Below are 26,269 nucleotides of genomic sequence, written 5' to 3' on the forward strand. Positions count from 1 at the left end.
AATGCCCGGGCCAAGGCCAAGCCCCGGCGGGGCTGGACAGGGGCGGCATGGCCGCTATCGTCCGCCCCGACAGCAGGGGGACGCGGGATGGACAGCAAATTCGGCCAGAGCCAGCCGGGCGGGCGGATCGAGGATCGCCGCTTCCTGACCGGGCAGGGGCGCTATGTGGACGATATCGCGCCTGCCGATGCGCTGCATGCGCTGTTCCTGCGCAGCCCCGTCGCGCATGGCCGGATCGCGGCGCTGGACGTGGCGGCGGCGCGGGCGGCGGAGGGGGTGCATCTGGTGCTGACGGCCGGGGACCTGCGGGCGGCGGGCGTGACGCTGGAGATGGACGCAGCCCTTGTGCGCAACCGCGATGGCAGTTCGGGGGCGGCGACGGCGCGGCCGCTGCTGGCGGAGGACCGGGTGCGGTTCGTGGGCGAGGCGGTGGCGGTGGTGGTGGCCGACAGGCCGGATCAGGCGCGCGATGCGCTTGAGGCGATCGGGCTGGAGATCGAGGAATTGCCCCCGCATCTGGCGCTGGCCCCGGGCGGGGACGCGATCCATCCGTCCGCGCCGGGCAACCTGGCCTATGACTGGGCAATGGGCGATGCGGCGGCGGTCGAGGCGGCATTCGCGGCGGCGGCGCATGTGGTCAAGCTGGAGGTGGCGGATCATCGGGTGATCGTGAACGCGATGGAGCCGCGCGGCTGCTGGGCCGAATGGCAGGGCGGGCGGCTGCATCTGTGCGTGAACGGGCAGGGCGTGTGGGACCAGAAGGCGGGGCTGGCGCGGATGCTGCACCTGCCCGAGGACGCGGTGCGGGTGACCAACCCCGATGTGGGCGGCGGTTTCGGGATGAAGGCGATGAGCTATCCCGAATATTACGTCATCGCCCAGGCCGCGCGGATGCTGGGGCGCCCGGTGCGCTGGATGTCGGAGCGGACCGAGGCGATGCTGAGCGACAATGCCGGGCGCGATCTGGTCTCGAGGGTGGAACTGGCCTTTGATGCGGGGCACCGGATCATCGGCTACCGGGTCGGCAATGTCTCGAATCTGGGGGCCTACAATTCCGAGAACGCCCAGCCGATACAGTCCAGGCTGTTCGCCAAGGTGCTGACCGGGGCCTATGACATTCCCGCCGCGCTGTTGCAGGTGCAGGGCGTCTTTACCAACACCACGCCGGTTGACGCCTATCGCGGTGCGGGCCGGCCCGAGGCGATCTATGCGCTGGAGCGTGCGATGGACCATGCCGCCCGCGTGCTGGGCGTGGACCCGTGGGAGTTGCGGCGGCGGAACTTCATCGGGCGGGATGCCTTTCCCTATCGCACGCCGACGGGCGAGACCTATGACGTGGGCGATTTCGGCCGGGTTCTGGACCGGGTGCATGGCGTTGCCGATGTGGCGGGGTTCGCGGCGCGCAAGGCCGAGAGTGCGGCGCGGGGGCGGCTGCGCGGGCTGGGGCTGTGCTATTACATCGAATCGATCCTGGGCGATCCGTCCGAGGCGGCCGAGGTCGAGTTCCGCGAGGATGGCGGCGTGAACCTTTATGTCGGCACGCAGTCGAACGGGCAGGGGCACGAGACGGTCTATGCCCGCTTCCTGTCCGAACGCAGCGGCATCCCGGTCGAGGACATCCGCGTGATCCAGGGCGACAGCGACCTGATCGCGACGGGGGGCGGCACGGGCGGGTCGCGGTCGGTGACGACGCAGGGCAGCGCGACGCTGGCGACGGTTCAGGCGATGCTGGCCGCGTTCACCCCGTTTCTGGCCGAGCGGATGGGGGTCGATCCGGCCGATCTGGCCTTTGACGGCGAGACATTCCGCGCGCCGGGCTCGAACCTGACGCCGACGCTGGCCGAGGCCGCACAGATGGCGCGTGCCGCGGGGCGGGCGGACCTATTGCGTCACCGCGCCGAATACCGGCTGCCGGGGCGGTCCTATCCCAATGGCGCGCATGTCGCCGAGGTCGAGATCGACCCCGAGACCGGCAGGACCGAACTGGTGAAATACACCGTCACCGACGATTTCGGCACGCTGATCGCCCCGCAACTGGTCGAGGGGCAGGTTCATGGCGGCATCGCGCAGGGGCTGGGGCAGGTGCTGTGCGAACGCGCGGTGCATGACGAGACCGGCCAGTTGCTGAGCGCGAGCTTCATGGATTACGCCATGCCGCGTGCCGACGATCTGCCCTTTGTCACCTTTACCACCGCGCCCGTGCCCTCGACCGCGAACCCGCTGGGCATGAAGGGCTGCGGCGAGGCGGGCACGGTGGGGGCGCTGGCGGCCATCGCGAACGCGGTCGCGGATGCACTGTGGGAGCGCGGCGTGCGGCAGGCCGACATGCCGTTCACGCCGCACCGGGTCTGGCAGATGCTGCGCGCGGCGGGCTGAACCCGGCCCCTGCCCCTTGGCACCGCCTGCCCCCGCGTGTATGGCGGCGCAAGCCCAAGGAGAGACCGATGCAAGGCAGCGCCAATCTCAACATCATGATCAAGGCCGCGCGCAAGGCGGGGCGCAGCCTCGTCAAGGATTTCCGCGAGGTCGAGAACCTTCAGGTCTCGATGAAGGGGGCGGGGGATTTCGTCAGCCGCGCCGACATGGCGGCCGAGAAGATCCTCAAGGAGGAATTGCGCGGCGCGCGGCCCAATTACGGCTGGCTGGGCGAGGAGACCGGCGAGGAAGCGGGCGAGGATCCGACGCGGCGCTGGATCGTCGATCCGCTGGACGGGACCACGAATTTCCTGCACGGGCTGCCGCATTGGGCGATTTCCATCGCGCTGGAACACAAGGGCGAGGTCGTCGCGGGCGTGATCTTTGACGCGGCCAAGGACGAGATGTTCGTTGCCGAAAAGGGCGCGGGTGCCTGGATGAACGAGCGCCGCCTGCGCGTGTCGGGACGCGCGCGCATGATCGAGGCGATCTTTGCCACGGGCGTTCCCTTTGCCGCCAAGAAGACCCTGCCCGCCACCTTGCAGGACCTGGCCCGGCTGATGCCGCATTGCGCGGGCGTGCGGCGCTGGGGCTCGGCGGCGCTGGACCTCGCCTATGTCGCGGCGGGGCGCTATGACGGCTATTGGGAACGCGAGCTGAACGCCTGGGACCTGGCCGCGGGGCTGATCCTGGTGCGCGAGGCGGGCGGCATGGTCGGCCCGGTGCGCGAAGGCCATGACCCGCTGGTGCATGGCGATGTGATGGTCGCCAATACCGCGCTCTACGAGCCCTTCGCGAAACTGATAAGAAACACTTAACGGCCCGCGGCCCGCCATCGTTCTGCCCCTTTCCCCGGCGAAACCCGCGGAAAGGTCAAGGACGAGGGAGCGCAAGATGAGCATGGTAACGAGTTCGACCGCCGGGACCGGCCCCGGGGCTCGGATCGCAGCCTTTCTGGCGCGCGAGGATGGTGCCGTGACGGTGGATTGGGTCGTGCTGACCGCGGCCATCGTCGGGGTCTGCATCGGCATGTTCACCTCGGTCAATGCCGGTCTCTACAAGATGGGCGAAACCGTCGGCGAGGGCCTGAGCGAGGCGCAGGTGACCCGGCTGGATACTGTCCTGAAATGACGCCTAGCGCCGCCTGACTGGCGGGATCGTGGTCGGGCGATAGCGCGCCTCGGGATGCGGCGGGTGGCCATGGGTGCGCGCCCAGAAGCCCGGCCCGCCGCGCCGCAGCCAGAGCGGCAGGGTCAGCATCAGCCCCGCGGCAAAGCCCCCGGCATGGGCCCAATAGGCCACCCCGCCCCCGTCGCTGGGCGTCGAGAATCCCGCGAAAAGCTGGAGGCCGAACCACAGCCCCAGCATCAGCCAGGCGGGCACCGGCAGGATGCGGATGATGACGATCAGGAAGATCAGGATATCGACCCGCGCCCTGGGAAACAGCAGCAGATAGCCCCCCATCACCGCCGCGATCGCCCCCGAGGCGCCGACCATCGGCACCATCGAATAGGGCGCCGCCACATATTGCGCCAGCCCCGCGGCCAGCCCCCCGGCAAGGTAGAAGGCCAGAAAGCCCAGATGGCCGAACTCCTCTTCCAGGTTGTCGCCAAAGATCCACAGAAACAGCATGTTCCCGCCCAGATGCAGCAGCCCGCCATGCAGGAACATCGAGGTGAACAGCCCGTGCAGGTGCATCCCTTCGCTGATCGCGGCGGGGATCAGCGCCCAGTCCATGAAGAACCGGTCCAGCGCCACGGGGTTGGCGAAGAGGCCCCAGTAGGACAGGAACACGATCACATTGGCCGCGATCAGGGCATAGACGACATAGGGCGTCCTGGTCGACGGGTTGTGATCGCGCAGCGGGAACATCGCATGGAGGCTAGCCGCTGGCGGCCGCCGGTCAAGCGGAACCCGCCTGGGCCAGCAGCGCCGCATTCCCGCCCGAGGCGGTGGTGTCGATGCACAGATGCCGTTCATGGCGGGCATGGGCGGTATCGGGCAGGCCGGTGATGAACGGGATCAGCGGGCCGCCCCGCCGCGCCAGCGCCTGCGCATAGGCCCGGCCGGTGGCGGTGTCGCCCCACCAGAGCACGGCCGAGAACCCGGTGAGATGCTCCAGCAGATCGGCGGGCACCGCGCCCGGGACCGCGATTGCCGCACCGCCCAGCGCATGCACCGCGTCCACCTGCGCCTCGGCCGCCGCCCGGCCGGGGCCGAGGCAGAGCAGGGGCGGTCGGGGATGGGTGGACAGCCGGTTCGATTCGCCGGTGGGGCCGGGCAGGGCGGAGGTCTCGCTGCCCTGTGCGGGGGGTGCTTCGGCCAGGGCGCGGGACAGGGTGTCGGCGGTGACCGTGCCCTCTGGCACACCGGCGATCTTGGGCGCGGGGCGGGCAGTGAAGCGGGGCAGGTAGGACGGCCCGCCCGCCTTGGGGCCGGTGCCCGACAGCCCCTCGCCGCCGAAGGGCTGGCTGCCCACCACGGCGCCGATCTGGTTGCGGTTGACATAGAGGTTGCCGACCGCCAGCCGCTCGGCTGCGTGCTGCACGCGGTCGTCGATGCGCGAATGCAGCCCGAAGGTCAGGCCGTAGCCGGTGGCGTTGATCGCGTCGATCACCGCGTCCAGATCCTCGGCGCGGAAGGTCGCGACATGCAGGACGGGGCCGAAGATCTCGCGGTCGAGGGCGGCGATGCCGGGCACGCGGATCAGCGTGGGCGACAGGAAATGGCCGGTTCCGGGCGCCGGGGCCTGCCACAGCACGCGGGTTTCGGCCCGGGCCCGGGCGATATGGGCGGAGAAGTCGCGAAGGGCGGCGGCCTCGATCAGCGGGCCGATATCGGTTGACAGATCCCAGGGATCGCCAAGGCGCAGCTCGGCCATGGCGCCGGTCAGCATGGTCAGGAAAGCGTCCGCGATGTCCTGTTGCACATAAAGGCAGCGCAGCGCCGAACAGCGCTGGCCCGCCGACTGGAAGGCCGAGGCGATCACGTCGCGCACCGCCTGTTCCGGCAGCGCGGTGGAATCCACCACCATCGCGTTCAGCCCGCCGGTTTCCGCGATCAGCGGCGTACCGGGGGCCATGTGGTCGGCCATGGCGCGGGCGATGATCCGGGCGGTTTCGGTCGCGCCGGTAAAGGCCACGCCATTGACCCGCGCATCGGAGGTGAGCCGCGCGCCCACGGTTTCGCCATCGCCGGGCAGGAGTTGCAGGGCGTCGCGCGGCACGCCCGCCGCGTGCAGCAGGCGGACCGCGTAATGGGCGATCAGCGGGGTCTGTTCGGCGGGTTTGGCCAGCACCGCATTGCCCGTGGCGAGCGCCGCTGAAATCTGGCCGGTGAAGATCGCGAGCGGGAAGTTCCAGGGCGAGATGCAGGCGAAAAGCCCGCGGGGCGGCGCGTCCAGCGTTTCGGCCTGGGCGGCGTAGTAGCGCAGGAAATCCACCGCCTCGCGCAGTTCCCCGACCGCGTCGGGCAGACATTTGCCCGCCTCGCGCGCGAGCAGGGCGAAGATCGCGCCGAAATGGTCCTCGTAGAGATCGGCGGCGCGGCGCAGGATCGCGGCGCGTTCGGCGGGCGGCGCGGTCCACGGCCGGGCCGTGGCCAGCGCGGTTTCCACATCCGCCGCCGAGGCCGGGCGGACATGGCCCACGATATCGGCCGGATCGGCCGGGTTCAGGACAGGCGCGGCCGCGTCGGGCGCGGTTGACCCGGCGATCAGGGGGGCGGCCTCGAACCGGGTGGCGCGGTGGGGCGCGCGCGCGGCCTCGATCATCGCCAGATCGGGGGCATGGGCCAGATCCCAGCCGCGGGAGTTGCGGCGTTCGGGGCCGAACAGCGCAGGCGCGCGGGCAATCGCGGGGTGTTCGGGGGCGTCCAGATACGCCTCGATTTCGGCCAGCGGGTCGGCGGCGACGGCCTCGGGCGGCACGCTTTCGTCCACGATCCGGTTGACGAAGGAACTGTTCGCGCCGTTCTCAAGCAGGCGGCGCACCAGATAGGCCAGCAGGTCGCGATGCGCGCCGACGGGGGCATAGATGCGGCAGCGCGCGCCGTCCTGCCGGGCCATCACCAGATCGTGCAGCGTCTCGCCCATGCCATGCAGGCGCTGGAACTCATAGGCGGACCGGTCCGCGCCCATGTCGAGGATCGCGGCGACGGTGTGGGCGTTATGCGTGGCGAATTGCGGATAGATCCGGTCGGTCATGCCCAGCAACCTGCGCGCATTGGCGAGGTAGCTCACATCGGTCGCGGCCTTGCGGGTGAAGACCGGGAAGCCGTCCACGCCCATCACCTGTGCGCGCTTGATCTCTGTATCCCAATAGGCGCCCTTGACCAGCCGCACCATCAGGCGGCGGTCATGGCGACAGGCCAGCGCATGCAGCCAGTCGATCACCAGCCCCGCGCGCGGGCCATAGGCCTGCACCACCACGCCGAACCCGTCCCATCCGGCAAGGCGCGGATCGGCCAGAACGGCGGCGATCACGTCAAGCGAGAGGGCCAGCCGGTCGGCCTCCTCGGCATCGACATTCAGGCCGATCCCGGCCTCGCGCGCCATCAGCGCCAGATGCAGCAGGCGCGGGGCAAGCTCGGCCATGACCCGGTCGCGCTGGGCCACCTCGTAGCGGGGGTGCAACGCCGAGAGCTTGATCGAGATGCCGGGATTGGCGCGGATATCGGCGGATGTGGCGGCCGTGGCGATCCGGGCGATGGCCTGCGCATAGGCGTCCAGATAGCGCGTGGCGTCGGCCTCGGTGCGGGCGGCCTCGCCCAGCATGTCGTAGGAATAGGTGTAGCCCCGCGCCTCCATCCCGGCGGCGCGGTCCATGGCGGAAGCGATGGTTTCGCCAAGGACGAACTGGCGGCCCATCTCGCGCATGGCGCGCGCGACGGCGGCGCGGATCACCGGCTCGCCCAGCCGCTTGAGCGCGCCTTTCAGCGTGGCGGCAAGCCCCGGCCCCGGTTCGTCCAGCACCCGGCCGGTCAGCATCAGCGCCCAGGTCGAGGCATTGACCAACGGCGAGGCGGATTTGCCAAGATGGCGGCCCCAGTCCGACGGGGCGATCTTGTCCTCGATCAGCGCATCCATGGTGTCGGTGTCGGGCACGCGCAGCAGCGCCTCGGCCAGACACATCAGCGCCACGCCCTCGTCGGTGGAAAGGCCGTATTCGGCCAGGAAGACCTCCATCAACCCGGGGCGGTCCTGGGCGCGGATGCCGCGGACCAGATCGGCGGCGGCGGCGCAGATGCGCGCGCGGCCGGCGGCATCCAGCCCGGTTTCGGCCAGCAGGCGGGGCAGGATGTCGGCCTCGGGCGCATAGGTGGCGGCCTCGATCCGGGTGCGCAGGGCGGCGAACTGGTCTGTCATGGCGTTTCCCCTGGGAATGGGGCAGTATAGCGCCGTCGGGATGGCCTGTTCGTCCGGGTTTTCGGAATATGATGGACGATCCGTCCAAAATCGGGGGGTATTTCATGCCGAACGATCCTGTGCCGCTGGACCGCCATGATCGCACGATTCTGGACATTCTGGCCGGGGAGGGGCGGATCGCCGTGGCCGAGCTGGCCCGCCGGATCGGGCTGTCCAAGACGCCAACGCTGGCGCGGCTGAAGCGGCTGGAGGAGGCCGGCGTGATTACCGGTTACCGGGCCATGCTGAACCCGATCCGGCTGGGGCTTGCGCATGTCGCCTTTGTCGAGGTGCGGTTGTCGGACACGCGCGAGGCGGCGCTGCGGGCCTTCAACGCGGCGGTGCGGGCGATCCCGGAAATCGAGGAATGTCACATGATCGCGGGCGGGTTCGACTATCTGCTGAAGGTGCGCACCGCCGACATGGCGCGCTATCGCGAGGTGATGGCCGTGCGGCTGTCGGGCCTGCCGCATGTCGCCAATACCTCGACCTATGTGGCGATGGAGGCGGTGAAGGATGCGGGGCTTGCCCGGCCGGGGTGAGGGTTTGCGCGGGGGCGCCCTGCGCGTGCTAGAGTTCGGCACAGGACAACCACCGGGGAGAGAGCCATGCGATTCGTCCTGAGCCTGCTGACCTGCGTCGCGCTGCCCGTGGCGGCGCTGGCCGAGGAGATGCGCGCGATCACCGGCAGCCTGATCTATCGCGAGCGGATCGCGCTGCCGCCCGATGCCGAGATTCTGCTGGAACTGCGCGACGGGGCCGGGGCGCTGGTCGAGACCGCGCAGCATCCGACTGACGGGGCGCAGGTGCCGCTGCCCTTTGCGCTGGACGGTCCCGCGGGCACGGACCTGACCCTGCGCGCGGCGCTGCGGCTTGGCGGCGAGATTCGCTGGCTCAGCGATGCGGTGGAGATCGAGGCGGGCGAGGACGCTGTAGAGGCGGGCGCGCTGATGCTGACGGGTTTTCGCCCGATGGGCTTTGCCAGCACGATGAACTGCGGCGAACTGGTGGTGGAACTGGGCTTTGTCGGCGAGGGCGCGCGGCTGCGGATCGGCGGGCAATATGTCGATCTGGTGCAGGAAGTCACCGCCTCTGGCGCGAAATTCGTGGCCGAGGGCGATCCCGACACCTGGATCTGGACCAAGGGCGATGCTGCGACGCTGAGCCTGCATGGTTCCGAATTTCCCGAATGTCACGCGGCGCTGCCGGGGGCCAGCTATCGGGCGCGGGGCAACGAACCGGGCTGGACGCTGGAAATCGCGGGCGGGCAGATGCGCTATGCGGGCGATTACGGCGCGACCGAGATCGCGGCGCCGCTGCCCGAGCCCGAAATCGTGGACGGCGCGCGCCGCTATGCCGCCGAAGGGGCGGATCTGGTGCTGACCCTCACACAGGCGCTGTGCCGCGACACGATGACCGGCATGCCCTATCCCGCGACGGCCTTGGTTGAAACCGGCGGGCAAAGCCTGTCGGGCTGCGGCGGCGATCCGATGGACCTGTTGGCCGCGCATCCCTGGCGGGTCGAGGATATCGGGGGCGGCGGCATCGTCGATTCCTCGAATGTCGGCATTGCCTTTGGCCGCGACGGGCGCGTTTCGGGCAGCGGCAGTTGCAACCGGTTCATGGGCGGGGCCGAATTGTCCGGCGAGGGGCTGCGCATCGGCCCGGTCGCGGCGACGATGATGGCCTGTCCCGAGGCGCTGATGGAGCAGGAACAGCGCTTTTTCAGGCTGCTGGATCAGGTGGACCGGTTCGATTTCGCCGAGGATGGCGCGCTGCTGCTGATCGGGGGCGACACGGTGCTGGCGACCGCGCGGCGCTGAGGCTTTTCCCCCCACCAAGGCTTTCCCCGGGCGCGGCGGGCGGCTATGGTCCGCGCCAATGATGTGCGGACGTGGCGAAATCGGTAGACGCAGCAGACTTTGATTGGAGTGCCCGCGGGGAAACCCGCGGTGCAGAACCGCTCAAATTCGGGGAACGCTAACGGGCCAAGGCCCCATGCCAATCCCGAGCCAAGCCCCGCAAGGGGAAGGTGTAGAGACTGGACGGGCGGCGCCTAAAGCCCTTGCTGGCCATGGCGAAGGGACAGTCCAGACCACGAACGCCAGATGGCGGCGGCGAAAGCCGAAGTGGTACGAAAATCTGCTTCTCGCACGAGAGTACGGGTTCGAGTCCCGTCGTCCGCACCACCCCCCAAAGGGGTCAGGCCCGCGCCGCCATCGCCGCGGCGAAGCGTTCGAACAGGTAATAGCTGTCCTGCGGGCCGGGGCTGGCCTCGGGGTGATATTGCACGCTGAACACCGGCCGGTCGGCCATGCGGATGCCGCAATTCGAGCCGTCGAACAGCGAGACATGGGTCTCGACCACGCCTTGGGGCAGGGTCTGGCTGTCCACGGTGAAGCCATGGTTCATCGAGGTGATCTCGACCTTGCCGGTTTCCAGATCCTTCACCGGATGGTTCGCGCCGTGATGGCCGTGGTTCATCTTGATCGTCTTCGCGCCCAGCGCCAGCGCCAGCATCTGGTGGCCGAGGCAGATGCCGAAGAGCGGCACGTCCCGTTCCAGCACCTTGCGGATCATCGGCACGGCATAGTCGCCGGTCGCCGCCGGATCGCCCGGCCCGTTCGACAGGAACACGCCATCGGGGTTCAGCGCCAGCACGTCCTCGGCGGTGGCGGTGGCGGGCAGCACGGTGACCTCGCAGCCCGCCGAGGCGAGGCAGCGCAGGATGTTGCGTTTCGCGCCATAGTCGATCGCGACCACGCGATGCCCCGGCCCTTCGCGCCCTGCATAGCCTTCGGGCCAGGCCCAGCGCATCTCGTCCCAGCGATAGCTTTGCGCGCAGGTCACGTCCTTCGCGAGGTCGAGGCCCACCAGCCCCGACCAGCCGCGCGCCCTTGCCACCATCTTCTCGATGTCGAAGCGGCCTTCGGGGTCATGGGCCAGCGCCACATGCGGCGCGCCCTGCTGGCGGATCGCGCGGGTCAGCCGCCGCGTGTCGATGCCGCCGATCCCGATCCGGCCGCGCCGGGCCAGCCAGTCCTTCAACGCGCCCGCCGCGCGCCAGTTCGAGGGCTCGGTCGGATCCCATTTGACCACCATGCCCGCGGCGACCGGTTCGGCGGTCTCGTCATCCTCGGGATTGACGCCGACATTGCCGACATGGGGGAAGGTGAAGGTCACCACCTGCCCGGCATAGGAGGGGTCGGTCATGATCTCCTGGTAGCCGGTCATGGCGGTGTTGAAGCACAGCTCCGCCACCGTCTCGCCGGTCGCGCCGAAGCCTTGCCCGTAGAACACGGTGCCGTCGGCGAGCGTCAGGCAGGCGGTCGGGCGGGTTTGGGGGGCGGCGGACATCGGGCTCTCCTTGGGCAGAATCCGGCGGACACTAGGCCCCGGGGGGCAAAGAATCAAGGGTTGCGGCAAAATGTGAAGTTTCGTGATTTCAATGGGTTGAGCCTTTTGGCCGGGCTTGCCTCGCCCGGAGGGGGACACTATGTTGTCGCCCCTGACGCGCAACCGAGCCAGGGGATCCCCGATGGACCTGAGAACCCGCATCTCGACCGCGCTGACGGCCGCGATGAAGTCCCGCGAAGCGGAGCGGCTGGGCACGCTGCGGCTGATCAATGCCGCGATCAAGGACAAGGACATCGCGCTGCGCGGCGAGGGCATCGAAGAGGGCATTGGCGAGGCCGAGGTTCTGGCGATCCTCGGCCGCATGATCAAGCAGCGCCAGGAAAGCGCGCGCGCCTATGAAGAGGGCGGGCGGCTCGATCTGGCCGAGGCCGAGCGTGCCGAGATCGCCGTGGTCGAGGAATTCCTGCCGCGCCAGCTGAGCGAGGCCGAGGTGGCGCAGGCGGTCGATGACGCGATTGCCCGGACCGGCGCCGCCTCGATCCGCGACATGGGCCGGGTGATGGGCGTGCTCAAGGCCGAATATGCGGGGCGGATGGATTTCGGCGCGGTCGGCCCCGCGGTGCGCGAGCGCCTTGCCTGACGGCGGGGCAGGGGGACGGGCTTGCATCCGCGCGGCGCGGCGCCATGTCCTCGCAGGAGATTGTTGGGAAAGACGGGCCAGAAGGTCGGGGGCGGGTTTCGCCCATGCGCGCGCGGCGCTATGCTGAAGGCCGGAACCGAGACAGGATCAAGACGATGCTTATGAAATTCCTCAAGAGCGTGCGACCCGAGGACTGGCCGGCGGTCATCCTGCGCGGCGCGGCGCTGGTGCTGATCGTGAGCCACCTGATCGCGTTCTTCTTCATCTACTCGCATTTCATCTTCATCCTGACCGCATTGGTGATGGGCCTGCTGCTTGCGCGCGAGATGTATGAGGATCTTGCCCAGCGGTTCTTCCGGCTCAAGGCCCAGGCCTATGAGAAGGACCTGATGGAGCGGCAGGACCAGACCCAGCCGCCCGGGCGCGACTCGCTGCTGATCGAGGGGCGGCCCTCGATGAAGGACATCACCGACCGGGTCACGCGCAACTGACCCGCGCGGGCGGCGCTGCCGGGCCGAACGCCCGGTCGAAATTCCGCGCCAGCGCCACGTCCAGATCGGCCATCGTCACCGGCAGGCCCAGATCGACAAGGCTGGTGACGCCATGTTCGCGGATGCCGCAGGGCACGATGCCGTCATAATGCGTGAGGTCGGGTTCGACATTGATCGAGAGCCCGTGAAAGCTGATCCAGCGGCGCAGGCGCACCCCGATCGCGGCGATCTTGTCCTCGCGCGGGGCACCGGTGGGGCCGGGGGGCAGGTCGGGGCGGACGACCCAGACGCCGACGCGGCCCGCGCGGCGCTCGCCCGCGACGTTGAACTCGGCCAGCGTGGCGATCACCCATTCCTCCAGTTGCCAGACGAATCGGCGCACGTCGCGCCCGCGCGCGCCCACATCCAGCATCGCATAGACCACCCGCTGGCCCGGCCCGTGATAGGTGTATTGCCCGCCGCGCGGCGTGGGAAACACCGGAAACCGGCCCGGATCGGTCAGGTCGGACGGGTTGGCCGAGGTGCCTGCGGTGTAAAGCGGGGGATGCTCGACCAGCCAGATCGCCTCGCCCGCCCGGCCCGCCGCGATCGCCTCGGCGCGTTTCTCCATAGCGGCGCAGATCTCGGGATAGGTCGAAAATCCCTCGAAAACGGTCCATTCCGGCCGCATGGTCGTCAATTCCTTCCTTGACAGCTTTCACCGGTCGCCGCGACACTTTGCAAATCCGGGTGTAGCCGGGCGCGCGTGTGTGACAGCGCCGAAAGTGCTTTTCGGGAGAGATGGCATGATGAAGAAGAAATTTGCAATGGCCTGCCTTGCGGCCAGCGTCGCAGCCACACCGGCCACCCAGGTCGCGGCCGGCGGAAGCGATATCGCGGGCGGAATCATCGGCGGGATCATCGGTGGCGTGATCGTCAACGAGGCGAACAAGAACCGCCAGCGCCCGCAACAGCAGGTGCGCCGGACCGCGCCCAATCCGGGCGTCTCGGCGGCAACGCGCGCGCAGAACCGCGAGGTGCAGACCTCGCTGAACTATTTCGGCTTTCCCGCGGGCACACCGGACGGCGTGCTGGGGCGCAATTCGCGCAACGCGATCTCGCAATACCAGGCGTTCATGGGCTACGCGCCCACCGGCACCCTCAACCTCTATGAGCGCGATTTCCTCGTGACCTCCTATCACCGCGCGATTGCGGGCGGGCCTGCCACGACGCAGATGGTGGCGGCCAATCCGCTGGGCACGCGCGGGCTGTTGCAGACCTACCAGCAGCAGCTTGTGGGCGGCGGCATGGCCGCGCCGATGATGCCCGCCGCCCCGGTGCAGCCGGGCACCACCGTCGTCATCAACCCGCAACAGCCGGTGCCGCAACCGCCCGTGACCACCACGGTCGTCGTGCCCGCCGCGCCGCCTGCGCCTGCGGCGGCGGTTGCCGCCACGGCTGCGGCAGGCGCTGTTGCCGCGACTCCTGCGCTGCCCAATTTCCTGAGCCAGGGCAGCGGCCAGTCGCTGGCGTCGCAGTGCAACAAGGTCAGCCTTGTGACCAACAGCAATGGCGGCTTCACCACGGCGGCCAGCATGACTGATGCGGGTTTCGTGCTGGAGGAACAGTTCTGCCTTGCGCGGACCTATGCCATCGCCGAGGGCGAGGAACTGGCGGCCCGCATCCCCGGGGTCACGCCCGACCAGATCGCCGAGCAATGCGCGGGGTTCGGCCCGGCGCTCAAGGATCAGGTCGCGGCGCTGTCGTTCAAGCCCAGGGATCAGGTGCTCGAGGACGTGCGCGGCTTCGTGATGGGCTCGGGCATGCCGCCCGCCCAGCTTGCGGGCACCGCGCGGGTCTGCCTGTCGGTCGGCTACCGGACCGACAACATGGATGTGGCGATCGGTTCGGGCCTGCTGCTGGCCGCGCTGGGCGAGGATGTCTATGCCGAACTGATGGGCCATCACCTTGCGCAGGGATTCGGTGCCGCACGGCGGGTCGATCTGGCGCTGGACTGGTACGACACCGCGCTGGGCGCGGCGGATCGCGGCGTGGTTCCGGTCTTTGCCCCGGCCCAGCCCGAACGCGCCGACCTGATCCGCAAGGCCGCCTACCGGCTGGGCGGGCGGGACGACGGCGCGTCCCTGTCCACGGGGGAATCGCGGCCGCAGCCCGCGGCGCTGCCGACCTTTGCGATCGACAACTGACAGCCCGTGCGGGGGCGGCGGCGATTGCCGCCCCCGCCTTGGCCGCGCCCCGGAAAACGGGTGCAAAATCCCCCTTCACATCGGCTGGCCAAGCCGCTAAGAAGCGCCGCACTACCTGATCACGTGCGGTCGTGGCGGAATTGGTAGACGCGCAGCGTTGAGGTCGCTGTGGGGTAACTCCCGTGGAAGTTCGAGTCTTCTCGACCGCACCATCTCATCTAAAAAAGACATTTTCAGTCAATGAGTTAATGCTCGGAGACATGCAAAATGATCCACAAAATACGCCACACGACCCTTGTGCGCGGCACCTATCACTACAACAGGAGAGTGCCAGACCATGCGGTTGAAGGCTTCGGTAGCCGTTACGTCCGCCTTCCGTTGAGTCGAGACACAGAGCAGGCAGCGATGCTCGCTGAGGGTCTTTCATCCGCCCTTGACGGCATATGGTCCTCACCCTCTGTGCGGCCTGTCGATGTGAACAAGCTCCTAGAGCGCGTGAAGCCCCACACTTGGGACCTTGCATCTTGCCTAGACGAGTATCTCCGCCTCCATTCCATCAATGAGAAGCCAAGTCGCCTTGCCGTTGATGCTCTGATCCGAGTGGCAGGCAACAAGGCGATTGACACCTACACCCGTAGAGATGCCCGTGATCTTGTCTCGGAGCTACGCAAGCACGGCAACAAGACAGCAACCGTCCGCAGACGTATCCAGTCCCTCCATGCAATCATCGAGTTCGGGATGGTTGAGCTAGAGGTAGACAAGCGTAATCCGTTCTCCCGTCTTAAGATACCTCAGGAGGGGCAGGATCGACACCAGAGGCTGCCATTCTCGACGGAGCAAATCTCCGAGATTTACGCTTGGGCGATCCAGAGGAACAAGGACACATCCCTAATCCTGCCGGTACTGGGCGAGACTGGTGCCAGGCTGGCCGAGGTGGTTGGCCTGCGTTGGTATGACGTGTGTCTGCATTCAGCGACACTAACCATTGCCCCACACCCGCTGAGACGCCTCAAGACCCATTCCTCTGCCCGTGTGGTGCCCTTGGTCGGTGCTGGCGCTGAAGCTCTGTCCATCCTCAAGGCAAGGTCTGACGGCTCGCCCTACGTCTTCCCCCGCTGGAAGCGTGATGACCACTTCGCAGCCACCCATGCGAGCAACACCTTGAACAAGGCGATCAAGCAACTCGCCCCCGGTCAAACCTGCCACTGCTTCCGGCACACGATGAGGGATCGTCTTCGCTCCGTGGAAGCTCCCCTTGACCTGATCGACCAAGTAGGCGGCTGGACCACGAGACTAGGCACCGGGGCAACCTATGGGCGTGGTTACTCGGTGGCGCACATGCGCACATGGATGGAGAAGGTCGCTGCAATATTCTAGCCAAGAAGTCAACCGCCAACAGAATAATTCTTTCTAATTATAACATATACTTAGCCGGATACCCTAAAAATAGCCGTTGACTTTCCCGGCGAAAGATGTTATAATGTTACTGTAGGGTTTGGAAACATAGACCCTTACGAACTCCCCCGCTCAGTGAGCACTTCCCCAAACTTTCAGACCCGCAGAATGAGGCTCTGGCCTATTCTGAGTAAACATGACTCCCAATTTTAGAAAAGAGAATTTTGAATGACTGAAGATACCAACACGAAACGGAAGCCCAAGACGCAACAACAGTGGAGCAGGGTGAGGCGTGAAAATCCAAGACGCTTCTATTCCGCCGAAGCTCAGAACGTGATGCTGGAAGACCTGAAGGCCCTTGGTCAAGAAAAGTTCTTCAAGCGTGAGCGAGAGGAAGGTGATCTGTGATGAAGGATACACATGATTTCTGGATAGATTCGGAAAGACTGCCTGAAGACCTTTTCTCTACAGTTCACTCTGAGAAGGTGGCGTTAGCACTTCATGCTGATGGAGTACTGCCAGCACCGAGAGAGACCTTCTACGGCCTTCACCTTCGGTTTGTTCGGTTCCTCATTTCCCTTCCCGAAGAATCTGTAAGGTTCACCCGCAGACTTGATCTGTTGGGGCCTGCGTACCTCTACATCAACAAGGCTATCAAACAAGGCTACCTGACCACTTCCAAAGACCAAGAGACCGGAAAGATTCTTGTCGCTCCTTCCAAGAAGTTGAAAGATCTGATTCAGCGGACTGAGCCGACCGACGCTGAGGTGATCTCCGCATGAGTTGGACAGATAATATCCATGGCTTCGCTGTTGAAGAACCTCCTACGCATACGATAACCCTTGCTCCTGGCATCACTTTCGAACAGTGGAAAAGGCCGGAAACAGAAGATGTGGGCAAGATTCATTGTGATAAGTTCCCTTCTCCTGTCTCTGTAATCCGTGATCCACAGCTTGCCTACTATCACTTCTCTTCTAGCTGGTTTCTCCCTTCTGCCATTGAATCCCCTAATCGTTTCACCAGTCTGAAGAAGGCTCTTGAGGCGGCGGCCAAGAATCTGAACTCAGAAACCCTTGTGTGCAAGATGAAGCCAAAGACCAAGCCTGCCAAGATCGAGAAGCCGAAGGTGCTTCAGGAGGCTGTATTCGCAAGAAAAGGTGGTGTTGAAGTAACGCGATTGGTTCTTTCTGATCGCAGCACTGTTTACGAGTATGAGTGTCCTGTGAAATGGGATGGAAAAATTATCCTTTTCCAAGGCCCAGAGCGGGAACTGCTTCTGAAGGTCACAGAACTACCCAAAGAGGTCAAGATTCCCGATACATGGACTTCTGCCTTGGCTCTTCTCAGGTTCCTTGTCGATTCCAGAAAACAAGACTTAGCCTAAGCTGACTATTTTCACATTTTCCGGTTTCTGTCTTTTGGTGGCAGAAGCCATTCTTTCATTTCAAATCAAGAGATTACAGATATGAAGATTCAAGTTAACGACACTTGGCGTATCACCATTTGTCCTGCCAATCATCAATGGGTTCTGGAGGCAAGGAGGGGCAAGCGTTGGCACCCCAGAAGCTTCTTCCGAACTCGTGAGGCGCTCTTGCGTGTCACCCAACAAATAGCTGGAACGATCAATCCTGAAGCTTGGCAGCAAATGCAGACACTACCTCTACACTTTAAACCCATCGCAGAGGCGCTGGGAGGTGCGCAGGAGCGCCGAGAGGAGATTTCTGGTACACACCCACCCGAAGAGCAATTCGAAGCCTCTTGCGCAGCATTTTTGGATGATAAGGAAATTGAAGCAGGCAAGTACATTTATGACTCCTCTAAGTCTTCAGATGAGCGGTATCGACGGCTAAGTGATTTTGTAAGGGTGGTCTATAACATTGAGCAAGGCAGCTCGAAAAAGACTTCAGTTAAATATTTTTAAGTAAGGATATTCAAGGCATGTCCAAATTTACACCAATCAGACATGACAGAAAAGACAATCGACAGTGCATCCGCTGCAACTCAAGGCCGGTGCTGCTCAATAAAGGTACTTGGTATTCTCTCTGTGAGCAATGCCTGAAAGAAACTGAGTTAGGTCCGTATAAGGTAAGGCTTCCTCAGGTTGGGGAGGATTACAAAGCGTGGTGAAAGTATTCAGTCCAGAATTTTATGAAAAAGATATTTCAATTGCTGCATCTGATGCTGTCAAATCAACCCAAGAGCAAGTCTACCAGACTGTACTAAGCCGCCTTGCGGTGAAAGGTGCGCTGAGATTCTTTACGGCTGAAACCGGACTTGGAAAGACAACGGGCGCAAGGCTGGCAATGAAAAGAGTTTGGAGTGAGGTAAGTTCCGATATTCGGTTTCTTGTCCTTGTTCCGACAAAGAAGGATGCAGACATCTTTTTTCAGGAAATGGAAAAAATAGAAGCTGGCTGTGCCGCTGTATGGACGCAAAGCCATGACCCGACGGAATCCGTTCCGGTGGATTTTCCTATATCTGCTCAGTTTACAAAGTCTCAAGCCATCAAGAAGAAGTGCCTTATCCTGACCCATAATGCAGGCAAGGCGGCTGAAGAATGGGTAGGCAGGCGTGATGTAGTCATCATCGACGAGTACCCCCAGCCCGTGTTCAACGGCACTGTGCACCCGTATCAGTTCATCAAAGCCAGAGACGAAGAGCAGTCTTCCCCCTATGCTGCGGCTGCTAGGTGGGCTGAAGAGCAGAACACGCGAGGCTTGACGCCAGTAGGTGTGCCGTCCTGGGTGTACGATGTTGTGAACAGTAACCCCAGGTCTGACGCTGCCAGGGATATCAAGACGCTGGCAGAGCATATGTTGGCAGGCACGGCATTCCAGCGAAGAATTAATAGCTCTGTCTGGCACTGGTACAACTACAACCTACCGTTTGAAGAGCGGGCTATCATCTTCTCTGCCACGGCGCATACTGAAGGCTGGCACTTCGATCCCGCACAAGGGGGCAGTATCCCCCGTGAAGGAATAAAGGTTGATTACAGCAACATGGTGGCGAAGTATGTCCCATGGCCGGAAGGTGTATCTTGGTATCATCACGATGTTCTACGCGACCCGGATCAACGGGATGCTTTTGTTTCCTATGTAGCAGGAAAAGTGGGCTTTTGGGATAATCGTACACTTGTGGTTTGCCCTAAAGACTTTGAGAAAGATATAGCGCGTAAGTTGTCTTCAGCCTGTGTCACGCATTGGGGTTGTGATGTGGGTAGTAATGAGTATCGAGACTGCGATACCGTCTGGCTGGTATCCATGTTCCATCAACCAAATGATGTTCTGTTCTCTAAGTATCTCGGACATGCGAAGCAGAATGCTACGGAAGAGAATCTTGAAGCAGGGAAGAACACACAAGGCAACTTGATCCGTGAACTAAAGCGGCTGCACTATGCCACGCACATCAAGCAGATGGCAGCGAGAGGCACTTGCCGTTCTGTAGATGGTCAAGGTAAAGCAGCCTATATGGAGCTTAACTGCATCTTCCCTGATCGAGACGATTTCACGACTCTTCTTCCTGAGTTGTTCAGCGGTGTGAAACTTAGTTATGAGGCAGGATCAGAGCCAAATGCCAGAAATAATAGAAGTCTGATTGCAAGAATATCCGAATATCTGTGCAGGACTGATAGTGATTTTGTTTCAGCAGGTGATCTGTTGGCTTATGGTATCATTATCAGGGGCAAGCCTAAGAAGGTGCAGATTGAACAGCAGCAACAACACTGGACTTCACTGGGTTGGATTTTCGAGAAAGGAGAACCCGGAAGGTACGGAAATCCAGCAGGCTTCAGACGGCTGAATTAAAGGTCAGGGCGGGGCTTCAGGTTTAAAGGTCATTAGTCTTAGAAGACAATCTACCAAGAGTAGTGACCTTTAGAATTTATAAATAATAATAATTACTTGGGAAGATTGAGCTTGAGGAAGAGAGACAGGGGCGCTGCGCCCCCTGTACCCCAGCCAAGACAATGAAGACAGCGAAGCTGTAAAGGTGTGCGCCCTTGGTGCCCGCTGGGGGCTTGGTCCCTGTACCTAGACTTGAGGCCCGCACTTGTAGATATTTTATTTTTTGTCTTTTCAGCTCAGGAAGCCAGCCCCTAAGTTCCGCCTGGACCTTTGGTTTAGATGATGAGCCTAAGTCTCTTCAGGTCAGAAACCAAAGCGTTGTCAGAACTGTTCTTCAGAATGATCTTGTCAACTTCTTCTCGAAGCAATCCTAACCTCCTTTGCTCCATATCCATCTTTTCACCAACCCCTGAGATTGCTCCAAATCCGTACATAAGCCCAAGGCCGCCACCGATAACTGTCACTAGCAGCGCCTCCCATTCTAATGTGAAGAATAGATATACCACCCCTCCGCCAATCATTAAGCCCACATAAACGAATACTGCACATGCAGCTCTAACTTCGTCCTTGACCATGTTTCCCCCATTTCAATCTTTACGCGTTATATTGTGCATACTTCAGAATTTTGTCCAGAAATTTTCGGGTTGCCTTTCAATACTGAAGGAGGGACCCCCAGCCCCCCAGGGTGCCCCCACCGTATGGGGGCCAAACTCTTTTTTGTCTTCATCAAATCCGCGCTCCTTTTTCGATTCACATGCTCACTCGCCTAGCGTATAACACCTTCAACGTCCGTTGACATTTGCAACAAGCCGACTCACCAAGGCGAAGAAGAACCCAAGGACGAGTGAGGCAGCCATGTTGCAGTTCGTGATCTACCGCCGCGTCAGCACCGAGGAGCAGGGCAAGAGCAAGCTGGGTCAGGACGCCCAGCGCCGCGACATCGACCTCTACCTCGCCACCTATGCCGAGCAGCCCTTCGAGGTGCTGGCCGATTTCGAGGAGGTGCGATCAGGCACCGACAACGGCAGGCCGATGCTGGCCGAGGCGCTGGACCTGTGCCGCAAGACCGGGGCGACGCTCTTGGTGGCCAAGCTGGACCGGCTGTCCCGCAAGGTGTCCTTCATTGCGTCCCTGCTCGATGACCCCAAGGTGAAGCTGCGGGTGGCCTCGATGCCCTATGCCGACAAGTTCCAGCTGCACATCTACGCCGCCTTGGCCGAGCAGGAGCGGGACTTCATCTCGCTGCGCACCAAGGCTGCCTTGGCCGAGGCGAAGGCGAAGGGCCGAAAGCTGGGGGGCCTGCGCGATGCCACCGGCAAGCGGAATGAGGCCGTGAAGGCGATGGCCGCAAGGCAGGCCCAACGGGTGGCGGCGACGGTGCAGCCGCTGCGCGCGCAGGGCAAGACGCTGCGCGAGATCGCGGACGCCCTGAACACCTCGGGCGTGCCCACGGCGCGCGGTGGCCGCTGGCAGGCATCGCAGGTCATGCGGGTCTTGGAGCGGCTGGACGGGGCGGCGTAACACCCCCGGAGGACCTGCTATCGTCCAACGCCACATCGGCGCTGGGCCGCACCCAATCCAGATGTTGTGCCCCGCAGAGGCGCAGGCTCAAAACGGCCCAGGCCCGTGGAGCGCCGCAGGAGTCGCCTGAGGCGGCATGTGCGTTTTGGCCATGGTCGCCCACCTCTCCTCAATGCGGGCCGCAGGCGGCGTCTCAGGGGCGCTGCGCGGGCGGGTCATTTTCCCCCACTACTCCCCATAAATTCCATCGCAAACTCTCATCGCGCAAATCCTGTCACCCAACGGCAGCCGTGCTACCACATGTTGTGCACCATCTCTCCAAACGCCCGCGACCGCGGCACTCGACGTGCTGCAGATCGCCCCTGCCGCACGAAGCAGATCACGACGCGCTGGGGTGATGGCGCGCTTTGTGCGGCCGACCTTGATCACATCCTTCCGGCCGACGGGCGGCACCTTCCGGGGCAACCCATCGGGGCCGTGGAAAGATGAGCACGTCCTCACCAGTGACGGGGCGGTCCATGGATTTAGCAACCTGACCCCGCTCGCACCACCTTCGCGGCTTCCCTGACAGGGGCCGCGGGGGTCGCATCCGCCATCACCTCCAAAGGAAGATCACCATGACCAGACGCAACCACCGCAACGGTGGCGGCAAGGCGCTGCATGTCAGCGATCTTGAAGCCCTCGCCCGCCGACACCTGCCCGAGATAGCCGCGCACCCGCCGGGGCACCCCAGCAGGCGCACCCCGAGGGAAAACCTCTGGCGCACCATCAAGGCCCGCCCGGAGATCATCCAGGTGCTCGATGCGCTGGCCGAACGGCACGAGCAGGCCACCGGCCAGAAGATCACGAACTCCGAGATCATCGCCGCGGCGCTGAAACTCTCGCTGCCCGTGCTGGCCAGCCGGATGTTTCCCCGCGCGGACGACTGATCACCACCACCAACGAAACCTTCGGGCGCACCGACGGGATGGACCACCGACAACGTGGCATCATCCCCCAATACCCATTCGGCCACCCGAAACGCCAACCACCACGGCCCCTGCCACATCGGCGGGGGCCTTCTTCATTCCGGCCCATCGTGGGGCCGCGCGATCACCAAGGAACCACCCATGACCATCACCGCAAAAGCCACCGCCACGCCCAGCTACCGCCGCGCCTATGTCCAGCCCCGCGAGATCACCCGCGACCCGGCCTTCACGGTCCGCGGCATCCGCGAAGATCACGTCAGGACGCTTTATGTCGCCCTTCGCAACAGCGGACGCCTTGACCCGGTCCTTGTCTGGGAAGACCTCAGGGACCCCGACAGGCCCCGTCTGGTGCTTCTGGACGGCCAGCACATCCTCGCCGCCTACGAGAACCAGCGTCGCAAAACGAAGGTCGCCAAGGGCATCCCCGTCCGCATCGTCACCTGCGACGAGATCACAGCCCATCGCCTTGCCGCCCAGCGCAACAGCCGCGACAAGCTGCCCCTGACGTTTGCCGAGAAGATGAACCTCGCATGGCGTCTGGTGTGGCTGGCGGATGCCGTTCTTTCGAAGGCGGACATCGTGGGCGATACCGGCGCGAGCCGCACCACCGTTCACAACATGCGGCAGCGCCGCAGGGCAATGATCGCCGCCGGGAAGCAACCGACCGGGGAATGGTGGCGGGACGCCAAGGACACACCCCCGGAGCAACCAGAGGAAACCGACAACGTGCTGACGCCCGACCGGCTGGCCCGCCTGCCCGACCCGCCCGAGGGTTTCGAGGGGCTGCGCGTGGTCTATGCCGAGGGCTGCACCGTCTCGGCCGACCGGCTGAAGGCGTCGGGCGTGGTGTTCAAGCAAATCCCCTATCAGGTCGAGGGGGTCTGACCATGGCGGCGGTGAACTTCGAGCTGCGCAGCTATCAGCGTGAGGCCCTGCGCGCCCTGCGGGAGTATCTGCGCAAGGTGGTGTTGATGGACGCCGTCGCCGACAACCCGGCCAAGGCTGCCTTTACCGATGTGGCCGAGGGCAGCTATTCCACCGCGCCCTTCGTGGACCCGGCGACGCCCTATGTCTGCATCCGTATCCCCACCGGGGGCGGCAAGACCATCGTTGCGGCGCATGCCGTGGGGGTGGCCGCAAGGGAGTATCTGCAGGCCGACAACCCCATGGTGCTCTGGCTGGTCCCCTCGACCGCCATTCTGGACCAGACGCTTGACGCCCTGCGCGACCTGAACCACCCCTACCGGGCCGCGCTGGCAAGGGATTTCGGGCGCAACGTGGCGGTCATGTCGGTGGCCGAGGCGCTGGCCCTGTCGCGCCCCGATGCCACGGGCGGGGCCTGCATCATCGTGGCCACGCTGCAGGCGTTCCGCGTGGACGACATGACGGGCCGCAAGGTCTATGCCGATGCCGGGGCCTTGATGGACCATTTCAGCGGGCTGACGGCGGCGCAGCTGGAGCGGCTGGAAAAGGTCGAGGGGGCAGAGCGGCCCGTCGCCTCGCTGGCGAACCTGTTGCGGCTGCACCGGCCCATGGTGATCGTGGACGAGGCCCACAACGCCCGCACGGCGCTGTCCTTCGAGACGCTGCGCCGGTTCGACCCGTCGATGATTCTGGAGCTGACGGCCACGCCCCGGACTGACCCCGACCCGACAGGCGAGAACCCCGCGTCCAACATCCTCTTCCACGTCTCGGCGGCGGAGCTGAAGGCCGAGGAGATGATCAAGCTGCCCATCCGCCTGCAGACCGATACCGACTGGCGCAAGGTTGTGGGGCAGGCGCTGGACTGTCAGGCGGCGCTGGAGGATGCGGCGCGGGCAGAGCAGGCCGACACGGGAGAGTATATCCGCCCGATCATCCTGTTTCAGGCGCAGTCGAAGTCGAAGACAGACCCCCACCGTCTGACGCCCGAGCGGGTGGCGCAGTTCCTGACCGACGACAAGCGCATCCCGCGCGAGCAGATTGCCCTGCATGCGACCGGCTTTGCCGAGCTGGACCAGATCGAAGATATCGCCGACCCTGCCTGCCCGGTGCGCTACGTCATCACCGTGCAGAAGCTGCGCGAGGGCTGGGACTGTCCGTTCGCCTATGTCCTCTGTTCGGTGGCCGAACTGAGTTCCAAGGTGGCCGTCGAGCAAATCCTGGGCCGGGTGCTGCGCATGCCCAAGGCCCGGCGCAAGACCCGCGACGTGCTGAACCGCGCCTATGCCTTCGTCACCTCGCGCGACTTCGGCGAGACCGCGAACATGCTGCGGGACGGGCTTGTCGATGGGGCGGGCTTCGACCGGCTGGAGGCGGCCCAGCTGGTCAAGGCGCATCAGGGTCTTGGCTTCGAGGAGGAGCGGGCCGATTACGAGCACCGTTCGGACGCCCTGCCGGTGGCCCCCGGAGGGTCCGACGAGGAGGTCACGGCGGCAATCGCCAAGCTGCCCCCGTCACTGAAACTGCGGGTGAAGTTCGACGCCACGACGCGCGAGATCGCCGTCACCCGCGCCCTGTCACGCGACGAACGCAACCTGATGCATCTGGCCTTTGCCAAGGTGCCGGGGGCAGAGCAGGTGATCGAACGCCTGTTCATCCGGTCGAACCGCATACAGGCGACCGAGATGCCTGAGGGCGAGAAGCCGCCCTTCATCGTTCCCCGCCTCGGCATCCGCCGTCAGGGGGCGCTGGAGCTGTTCGGCCCCGACCATTTCCTCGACCTGCCATGGAACCTTGCCGAGTGCGACGTCGCGGGCTTCGTGCAGCGCTTCACCATCCACGAGGACAGCAAGGCGGGCGAGATCGACGTCAGCGAGCTGGGCAAGATGAAGATCAAGTTCGTCGGCCACCTGCACGACCAGCTGGCCATGGCGATACAGGAACCGGCCTGGAGCCTGCCCCGATTGGTCAACTGGATCGACCGGGGCATCCCGCACCCCGATGTGACCAAGCCCGCCGCACGGGTTTTCATCCAGCGGGCGCTTGAAGGGGGCATGGGGGCGAAGGGCTACACGCTCGACCAGCTGGCACGTTACAAATATGAGCTGCGCCGCGAGCTGACCGAGGAGATCAAGACCCTGCGCGAGACCCGCGAGAAGGGGAAGTATCAGGCGCTCTTCGCTGCCGACGCCCAAGCCTTCGAGACCAGCGCCGACCTTGCCCTTGTCTTCGACGAGCAGAGCTACGCCTACAACCAGCCCTACCGGGGCGCGCGGAAGTTCAACAAGCACTACATCCCCATCATCGGCGACCTGAAGCCAGACGGCGAAGAGTTCCGCTGCGCGGTGTTCCTCGACGAGCACCCGAAGGTGCGCTTCTGGTTGCGCAACGTGGACCGCAAGCCGAACGCCTTCTGGTTGCAACTGCCGGGCGGTCGTTTCTACCCCGACTTCATGGTGCTGCTGACAGATGGGCGTGTCGCCGCCGTGGAATACAAGGGCGCGCACCTTGCCGAGGAGGCGAGAGAAAAGCACATGATCGGCGAGCTATGGGCCGAGGCGAGCGGGGGGCACTGCATCTTCGACATGCCCACGGCGGGTGACTTCTCGACGCTGGATTCGAAGTTGAGAAGCACGGCTTAGTCAGCGTCTTGGCCATTGACCGTCGCTACAAAACGGCGCTACAAAGCGCACGAACCGGGCGGAAATAAGTCGTTATTTTTCAAGGTGATGGGTTGGCTGCGGCCGTCTCTTCTCGACCGCACCAATCACTCTCCCTCTCAGGACGGACGCCGCCCGCCTCCCCGCATCGGGGCGGCTTGATCGCGGCCCTTGGCGCGCCCGCGCGCCCGGCCTGCCTGCGCCCTGTGCAACCGGCCGCGCGGCTGCCGAAAGTCCGGGCATCGGGCGGGCCGGGGCCGGGCTTGCCTTGCGGTTCCGCTGGCAAGTGCCGTCGCCCTCATTCAGGTCTTGGCCCGACGGTCCGGCGGGTCGGGGCCGACCGGAAATCGGTCGCAACCGCCGCCGGAAATGTCGCGTTCCCGCGCGCATCCGGCGGGGCTTGCGCGGATTGAATGTTGAAAAGAAGGGGAAAACCGGGTCTTTCGTCTGTTTCCAAGTTCGGCGTTGC

At 64.4% G+C, this 26,269-nt stretch carries 23 protein-coding genes and 1 tRNA gene; 19 read left to right on the top strand and 5 right to left on the bottom strand.

The features are described 5' to 3' along the window. Nucleotides 1-87: 87 nt before the first annotated feature. From EV216_RS09060 to EV216_RS09070, 3 genes are all read left to right on the top strand, one after another. Nucleotides 88-2,376 (top strand): xanthine dehydrogenase family protein molybdopterin-binding subunit, encoded by a 2,289-nt coding sequence (locus EV216_RS09060; RefSeq protein ID WP_132694782.1) that lies wholly within the window; start codon nucleotides 88-90, stop codon nucleotides 2,374-2,376. Between the two features lie 68 nt (nucleotides 2,377-2,444). Further along, nucleotides 2,445-3,233 (top strand): inositol monophosphatase family protein, encoded by a 789-nt coding sequence (locus EV216_RS09065; RefSeq protein ID WP_132694784.1) that lies wholly within the window; start codon nucleotides 2,445-2,447, stop codon nucleotides 3,231-3,233. 76 nt (nucleotides 3,234-3,309) lie between these two features. Then, nucleotides 3,310-3,546: a hypothetical protein gene (locus EV216_RS09070; protein ID WP_243642028.1), complete on the top strand. Its 237-nt coding sequence runs from the start codon at nucleotides 3,310-3,312 to the stop codon at nucleotides 3,544-3,546. A 3-nt stretch (nucleotides 3,547-3,549) separates the two neighbouring features. Here the strand turns inward: EV216_RS09070 and EV216_RS09075 are convergent, their stop codons facing one another. Continuing rightward, a complete protein-coding gene (locus EV216_RS09075) occupies nucleotides 3,550-4,287 on the bottom strand; it encodes a rhomboid family intramembrane serine protease (protein ID WP_132694786.1) in 738 nt (245 codons plus the stop codon). Between the two features lie 31 nt (nucleotides 4,288-4,318). Further along, a complete protein-coding gene (putA, locus tag EV216_RS09080; RefSeq protein WP_132694788.1) occupies nucleotides 4,319-7,780 on the bottom strand; it encodes a bifunctional proline dehydrogenase/L-glutamate gamma-semialdehyde dehydrogenase PutA in 3,462 nt (1,153 codons plus the stop codon). A 104-nt stretch (nucleotides 7,781-7,884) separates the two neighbouring features. On the opposite strand from putA, the gene EV216_RS09085 reads away from it, so the two are divergent. Together EV216_RS09085 and EV216_RS09090 are read left to right on the top strand one after the other, a co-directional pair. Next, nucleotides 7,885-8,361: an Lrp/AsnC ligand binding domain-containing protein gene (locus EV216_RS09085; protein WP_132694790.1), complete on the top strand. Its 477-nt coding sequence runs from the start codon at nucleotides 7,885-7,887 to the stop codon at nucleotides 8,359-8,361. 66 nt (nucleotides 8,362-8,427) lie between these two features. Next, entirely contained in the window at nucleotides 8,428-9,642 is a 1,215-nt protein-coding gene (locus EV216_RS09090; RefSeq protein WP_132694792.1) for an META domain-containing protein, read from the top strand. Nucleotides 9,643-10,021: 379 nt separating this feature from the next. On the opposite strand, the gene carA is transcribed toward EV216_RS09090, so the two are convergent. Beyond that, a complete protein-coding gene (gene carA / locus EV216_RS09095) occupies nucleotides 10,022-11,176 on the bottom strand; it encodes a glutamine-hydrolyzing carbamoyl-phosphate synthase small subunit (protein WP_132694793.1) in 1,155 nt (384 codons plus the stop codon). A gap of 181 nt (nucleotides 11,177-11,357) precedes the next feature. On the opposite strand from carA, the gene EV216_RS09100 reads away from it, so the two are divergent. Both EV216_RS09100 and EV216_RS09105 read left to right on the top strand, forming a co-directional pair. Beyond that, nucleotides 11,358-11,816: a GatB/YqeY domain-containing protein gene (locus tag EV216_RS09100; RefSeq protein ID WP_132694795.1), complete on the top strand. Its 459-nt coding sequence runs from the start codon at nucleotides 11,358-11,360 to the stop codon at nucleotides 11,814-11,816. A 155-nt stretch (nucleotides 11,817-11,971) separates the two neighbouring features. Further along, nucleotides 11,972-12,307 (top strand): hypothetical protein, encoded by a 336-nt coding sequence (locus EV216_RS09105; RefSeq protein ID WP_132694796.1) that lies wholly within the window; start codon nucleotides 11,972-11,974, stop codon nucleotides 12,305-12,307. Here EV216_RS09105 and lipB read toward each other — a convergent pair. Then, a complete protein-coding gene (gene lipB / locus EV216_RS09110) occupies nucleotides 12,294-12,977 on the bottom strand; it encodes a lipoyl(octanoyl) transferase LipB (RefSeq protein WP_132694797.1) in 684 nt (227 codons plus the stop codon). The genes EV216_RS09105 and lipB overlap by 14 nt on opposite strands. Before the next feature lie 118 nt (nucleotides 12,978-13,095). On the opposite strand from lipB, the gene EV216_RS09115 reads away from it, so the two are divergent. From EV216_RS09115 to EV216_RS09150, 8 genes are all read left to right on the top strand, one after another. Continuing rightward, nucleotides 13,096-14,493 carry a peptidoglycan-binding domain-containing protein gene (locus tag EV216_RS09115; RefSeq protein WP_165899209.1) on the top strand — a complete coding sequence of 466 codons (1,398 nt, stop codon included), beginning with the start codon at nucleotides 13,096-13,098 and terminating at the stop codon, nucleotides 14,491-14,493. 125 nt (nucleotides 14,494-14,618) lie between these two features. Further along, nucleotides 14,619-14,705 (top strand) — tRNA-Leu (locus tag EV216_RS09120). A gap of 55 nt (nucleotides 14,706-14,760) precedes the next feature. Next, a complete protein-coding gene (locus tag EV216_RS09125; protein ID WP_132694800.1) occupies nucleotides 14,761-15,870 on the top strand; it encodes a tyrosine-type recombinase/integrase in 1,110 nt (369 codons plus the stop codon). A gap of 246 nt (nucleotides 15,871-16,116) precedes the next feature. Next, nucleotides 16,117-16,296, top strand: coding sequence for a hypothetical protein (locus EV216_RS09130; RefSeq protein ID WP_132694802.1), 180 nt, complete (start codon nucleotides 16,117-16,119; stop codon nucleotides 16,294-16,296). Next, on the top strand, nucleotides 16,296-16,670 hold the full coding sequence (locus EV216_RS09135) for a hypothetical protein (protein WP_132694804.1): 375 nt from the start codon (nucleotides 16,296-16,298) through the stop codon (nucleotides 16,668-16,670). Before EV216_RS09130 ends, EV216_RS09135 begins: the two co-directional genes overlap by 1 nt. Next, complete coding sequence (locus tag EV216_RS09140; protein WP_132694806.1) at nucleotides 16,667-17,272, top strand: hypothetical protein; 606 nt, start codon at nucleotides 16,667-16,669, stop codon at nucleotides 17,270-17,272. Before EV216_RS09135 ends, EV216_RS09140 begins: the two co-directional genes overlap by 4 nt. Before the next feature lie 81 nt (nucleotides 17,273-17,353). Beyond that, nucleotides 17,354-17,809 carry a hypothetical protein gene (locus tag EV216_RS09145; protein WP_132694810.1) on the top strand — a complete coding sequence of 152 codons (456 nt, stop codon included), beginning with the start codon at nucleotides 17,354-17,356 and terminating at the stop codon, nucleotides 17,807-17,809. A gap of 199 nt (nucleotides 17,810-18,008) precedes the next feature. Beyond that, on the top strand, nucleotides 18,009-19,691 hold the full coding sequence (locus EV216_RS09150; protein WP_132694812.1) for a DEAD/DEAH box helicase family protein: 1,683 nt from the start codon (nucleotides 18,009-18,011) through the stop codon (nucleotides 19,689-19,691). A 314-nt stretch (nucleotides 19,692-20,005) separates the two neighbouring features. On the opposite strand, the gene EV216_RS09155 is transcribed toward EV216_RS09150, so the two are convergent. Further along, nucleotides 20,006-20,305 carry a hypothetical protein gene (locus EV216_RS09155; RefSeq protein ID WP_132694814.1) on the bottom strand — a complete coding sequence of 100 codons (300 nt, stop codon included), beginning with the start codon at nucleotides 20,303-20,305 and terminating at the stop codon, nucleotides 20,006-20,008. A 280-nt stretch (nucleotides 20,306-20,585) separates the two neighbouring features. On the opposite strand from EV216_RS09155, the gene EV216_RS09160 reads away from it, so the two are divergent. The 4 genes from EV216_RS09160 to EV216_RS09175 all read left to right on the top strand — a co-directional run bounded on the left by EV216_RS09160 (nucleotide 20,586) and on the right by EV216_RS09175 (nucleotide 25,782). Next, a complete protein-coding gene (locus tag EV216_RS09160) occupies nucleotides 20,586-21,251 on the top strand; it encodes a recombinase family protein (protein ID WP_132694816.1) in 666 nt (221 codons plus the stop codon). Between the two features lie 617 nt (nucleotides 21,252-21,868). Continuing rightward, nucleotides 21,869-22,180: a hypothetical protein gene (locus tag EV216_RS09165; RefSeq protein ID WP_132694817.1), complete on the top strand. Its 312-nt coding sequence runs from the start codon at nucleotides 21,869-21,871 to the stop codon at nucleotides 22,178-22,180. A gap of 180 nt (nucleotides 22,181-22,360) precedes the next feature. After that, nucleotides 22,361-23,104, top strand: coding sequence for a hypothetical protein (locus tag EV216_RS18485; protein WP_207893993.1), 744 nt, complete (start codon nucleotides 22,361-22,363; stop codon nucleotides 23,102-23,104). Nucleotides 23,105-23,106: 2 nt separating this feature from the next. After that, on the top strand, nucleotides 23,107-25,782 hold the full coding sequence (locus tag EV216_RS09175) for a DEAD/DEAH box helicase (RefSeq protein WP_132694819.1): 2,676 nt from the start codon (nucleotides 23,107-23,109) through the stop codon (nucleotides 25,780-25,782). Nucleotides 25,783-26,269: the final 487 nt, after the last annotated feature.

This window comes from Rhodovulum steppense (genome assembly GCF_004339675.1).
In the GTDB taxonomy this organism is placed as follows: domain Bacteria; phylum Pseudomonadota; class Alphaproteobacteria; order Rhodobacterales; family Rhodobacteraceae; genus Rhodovulum; species Rhodovulum steppense.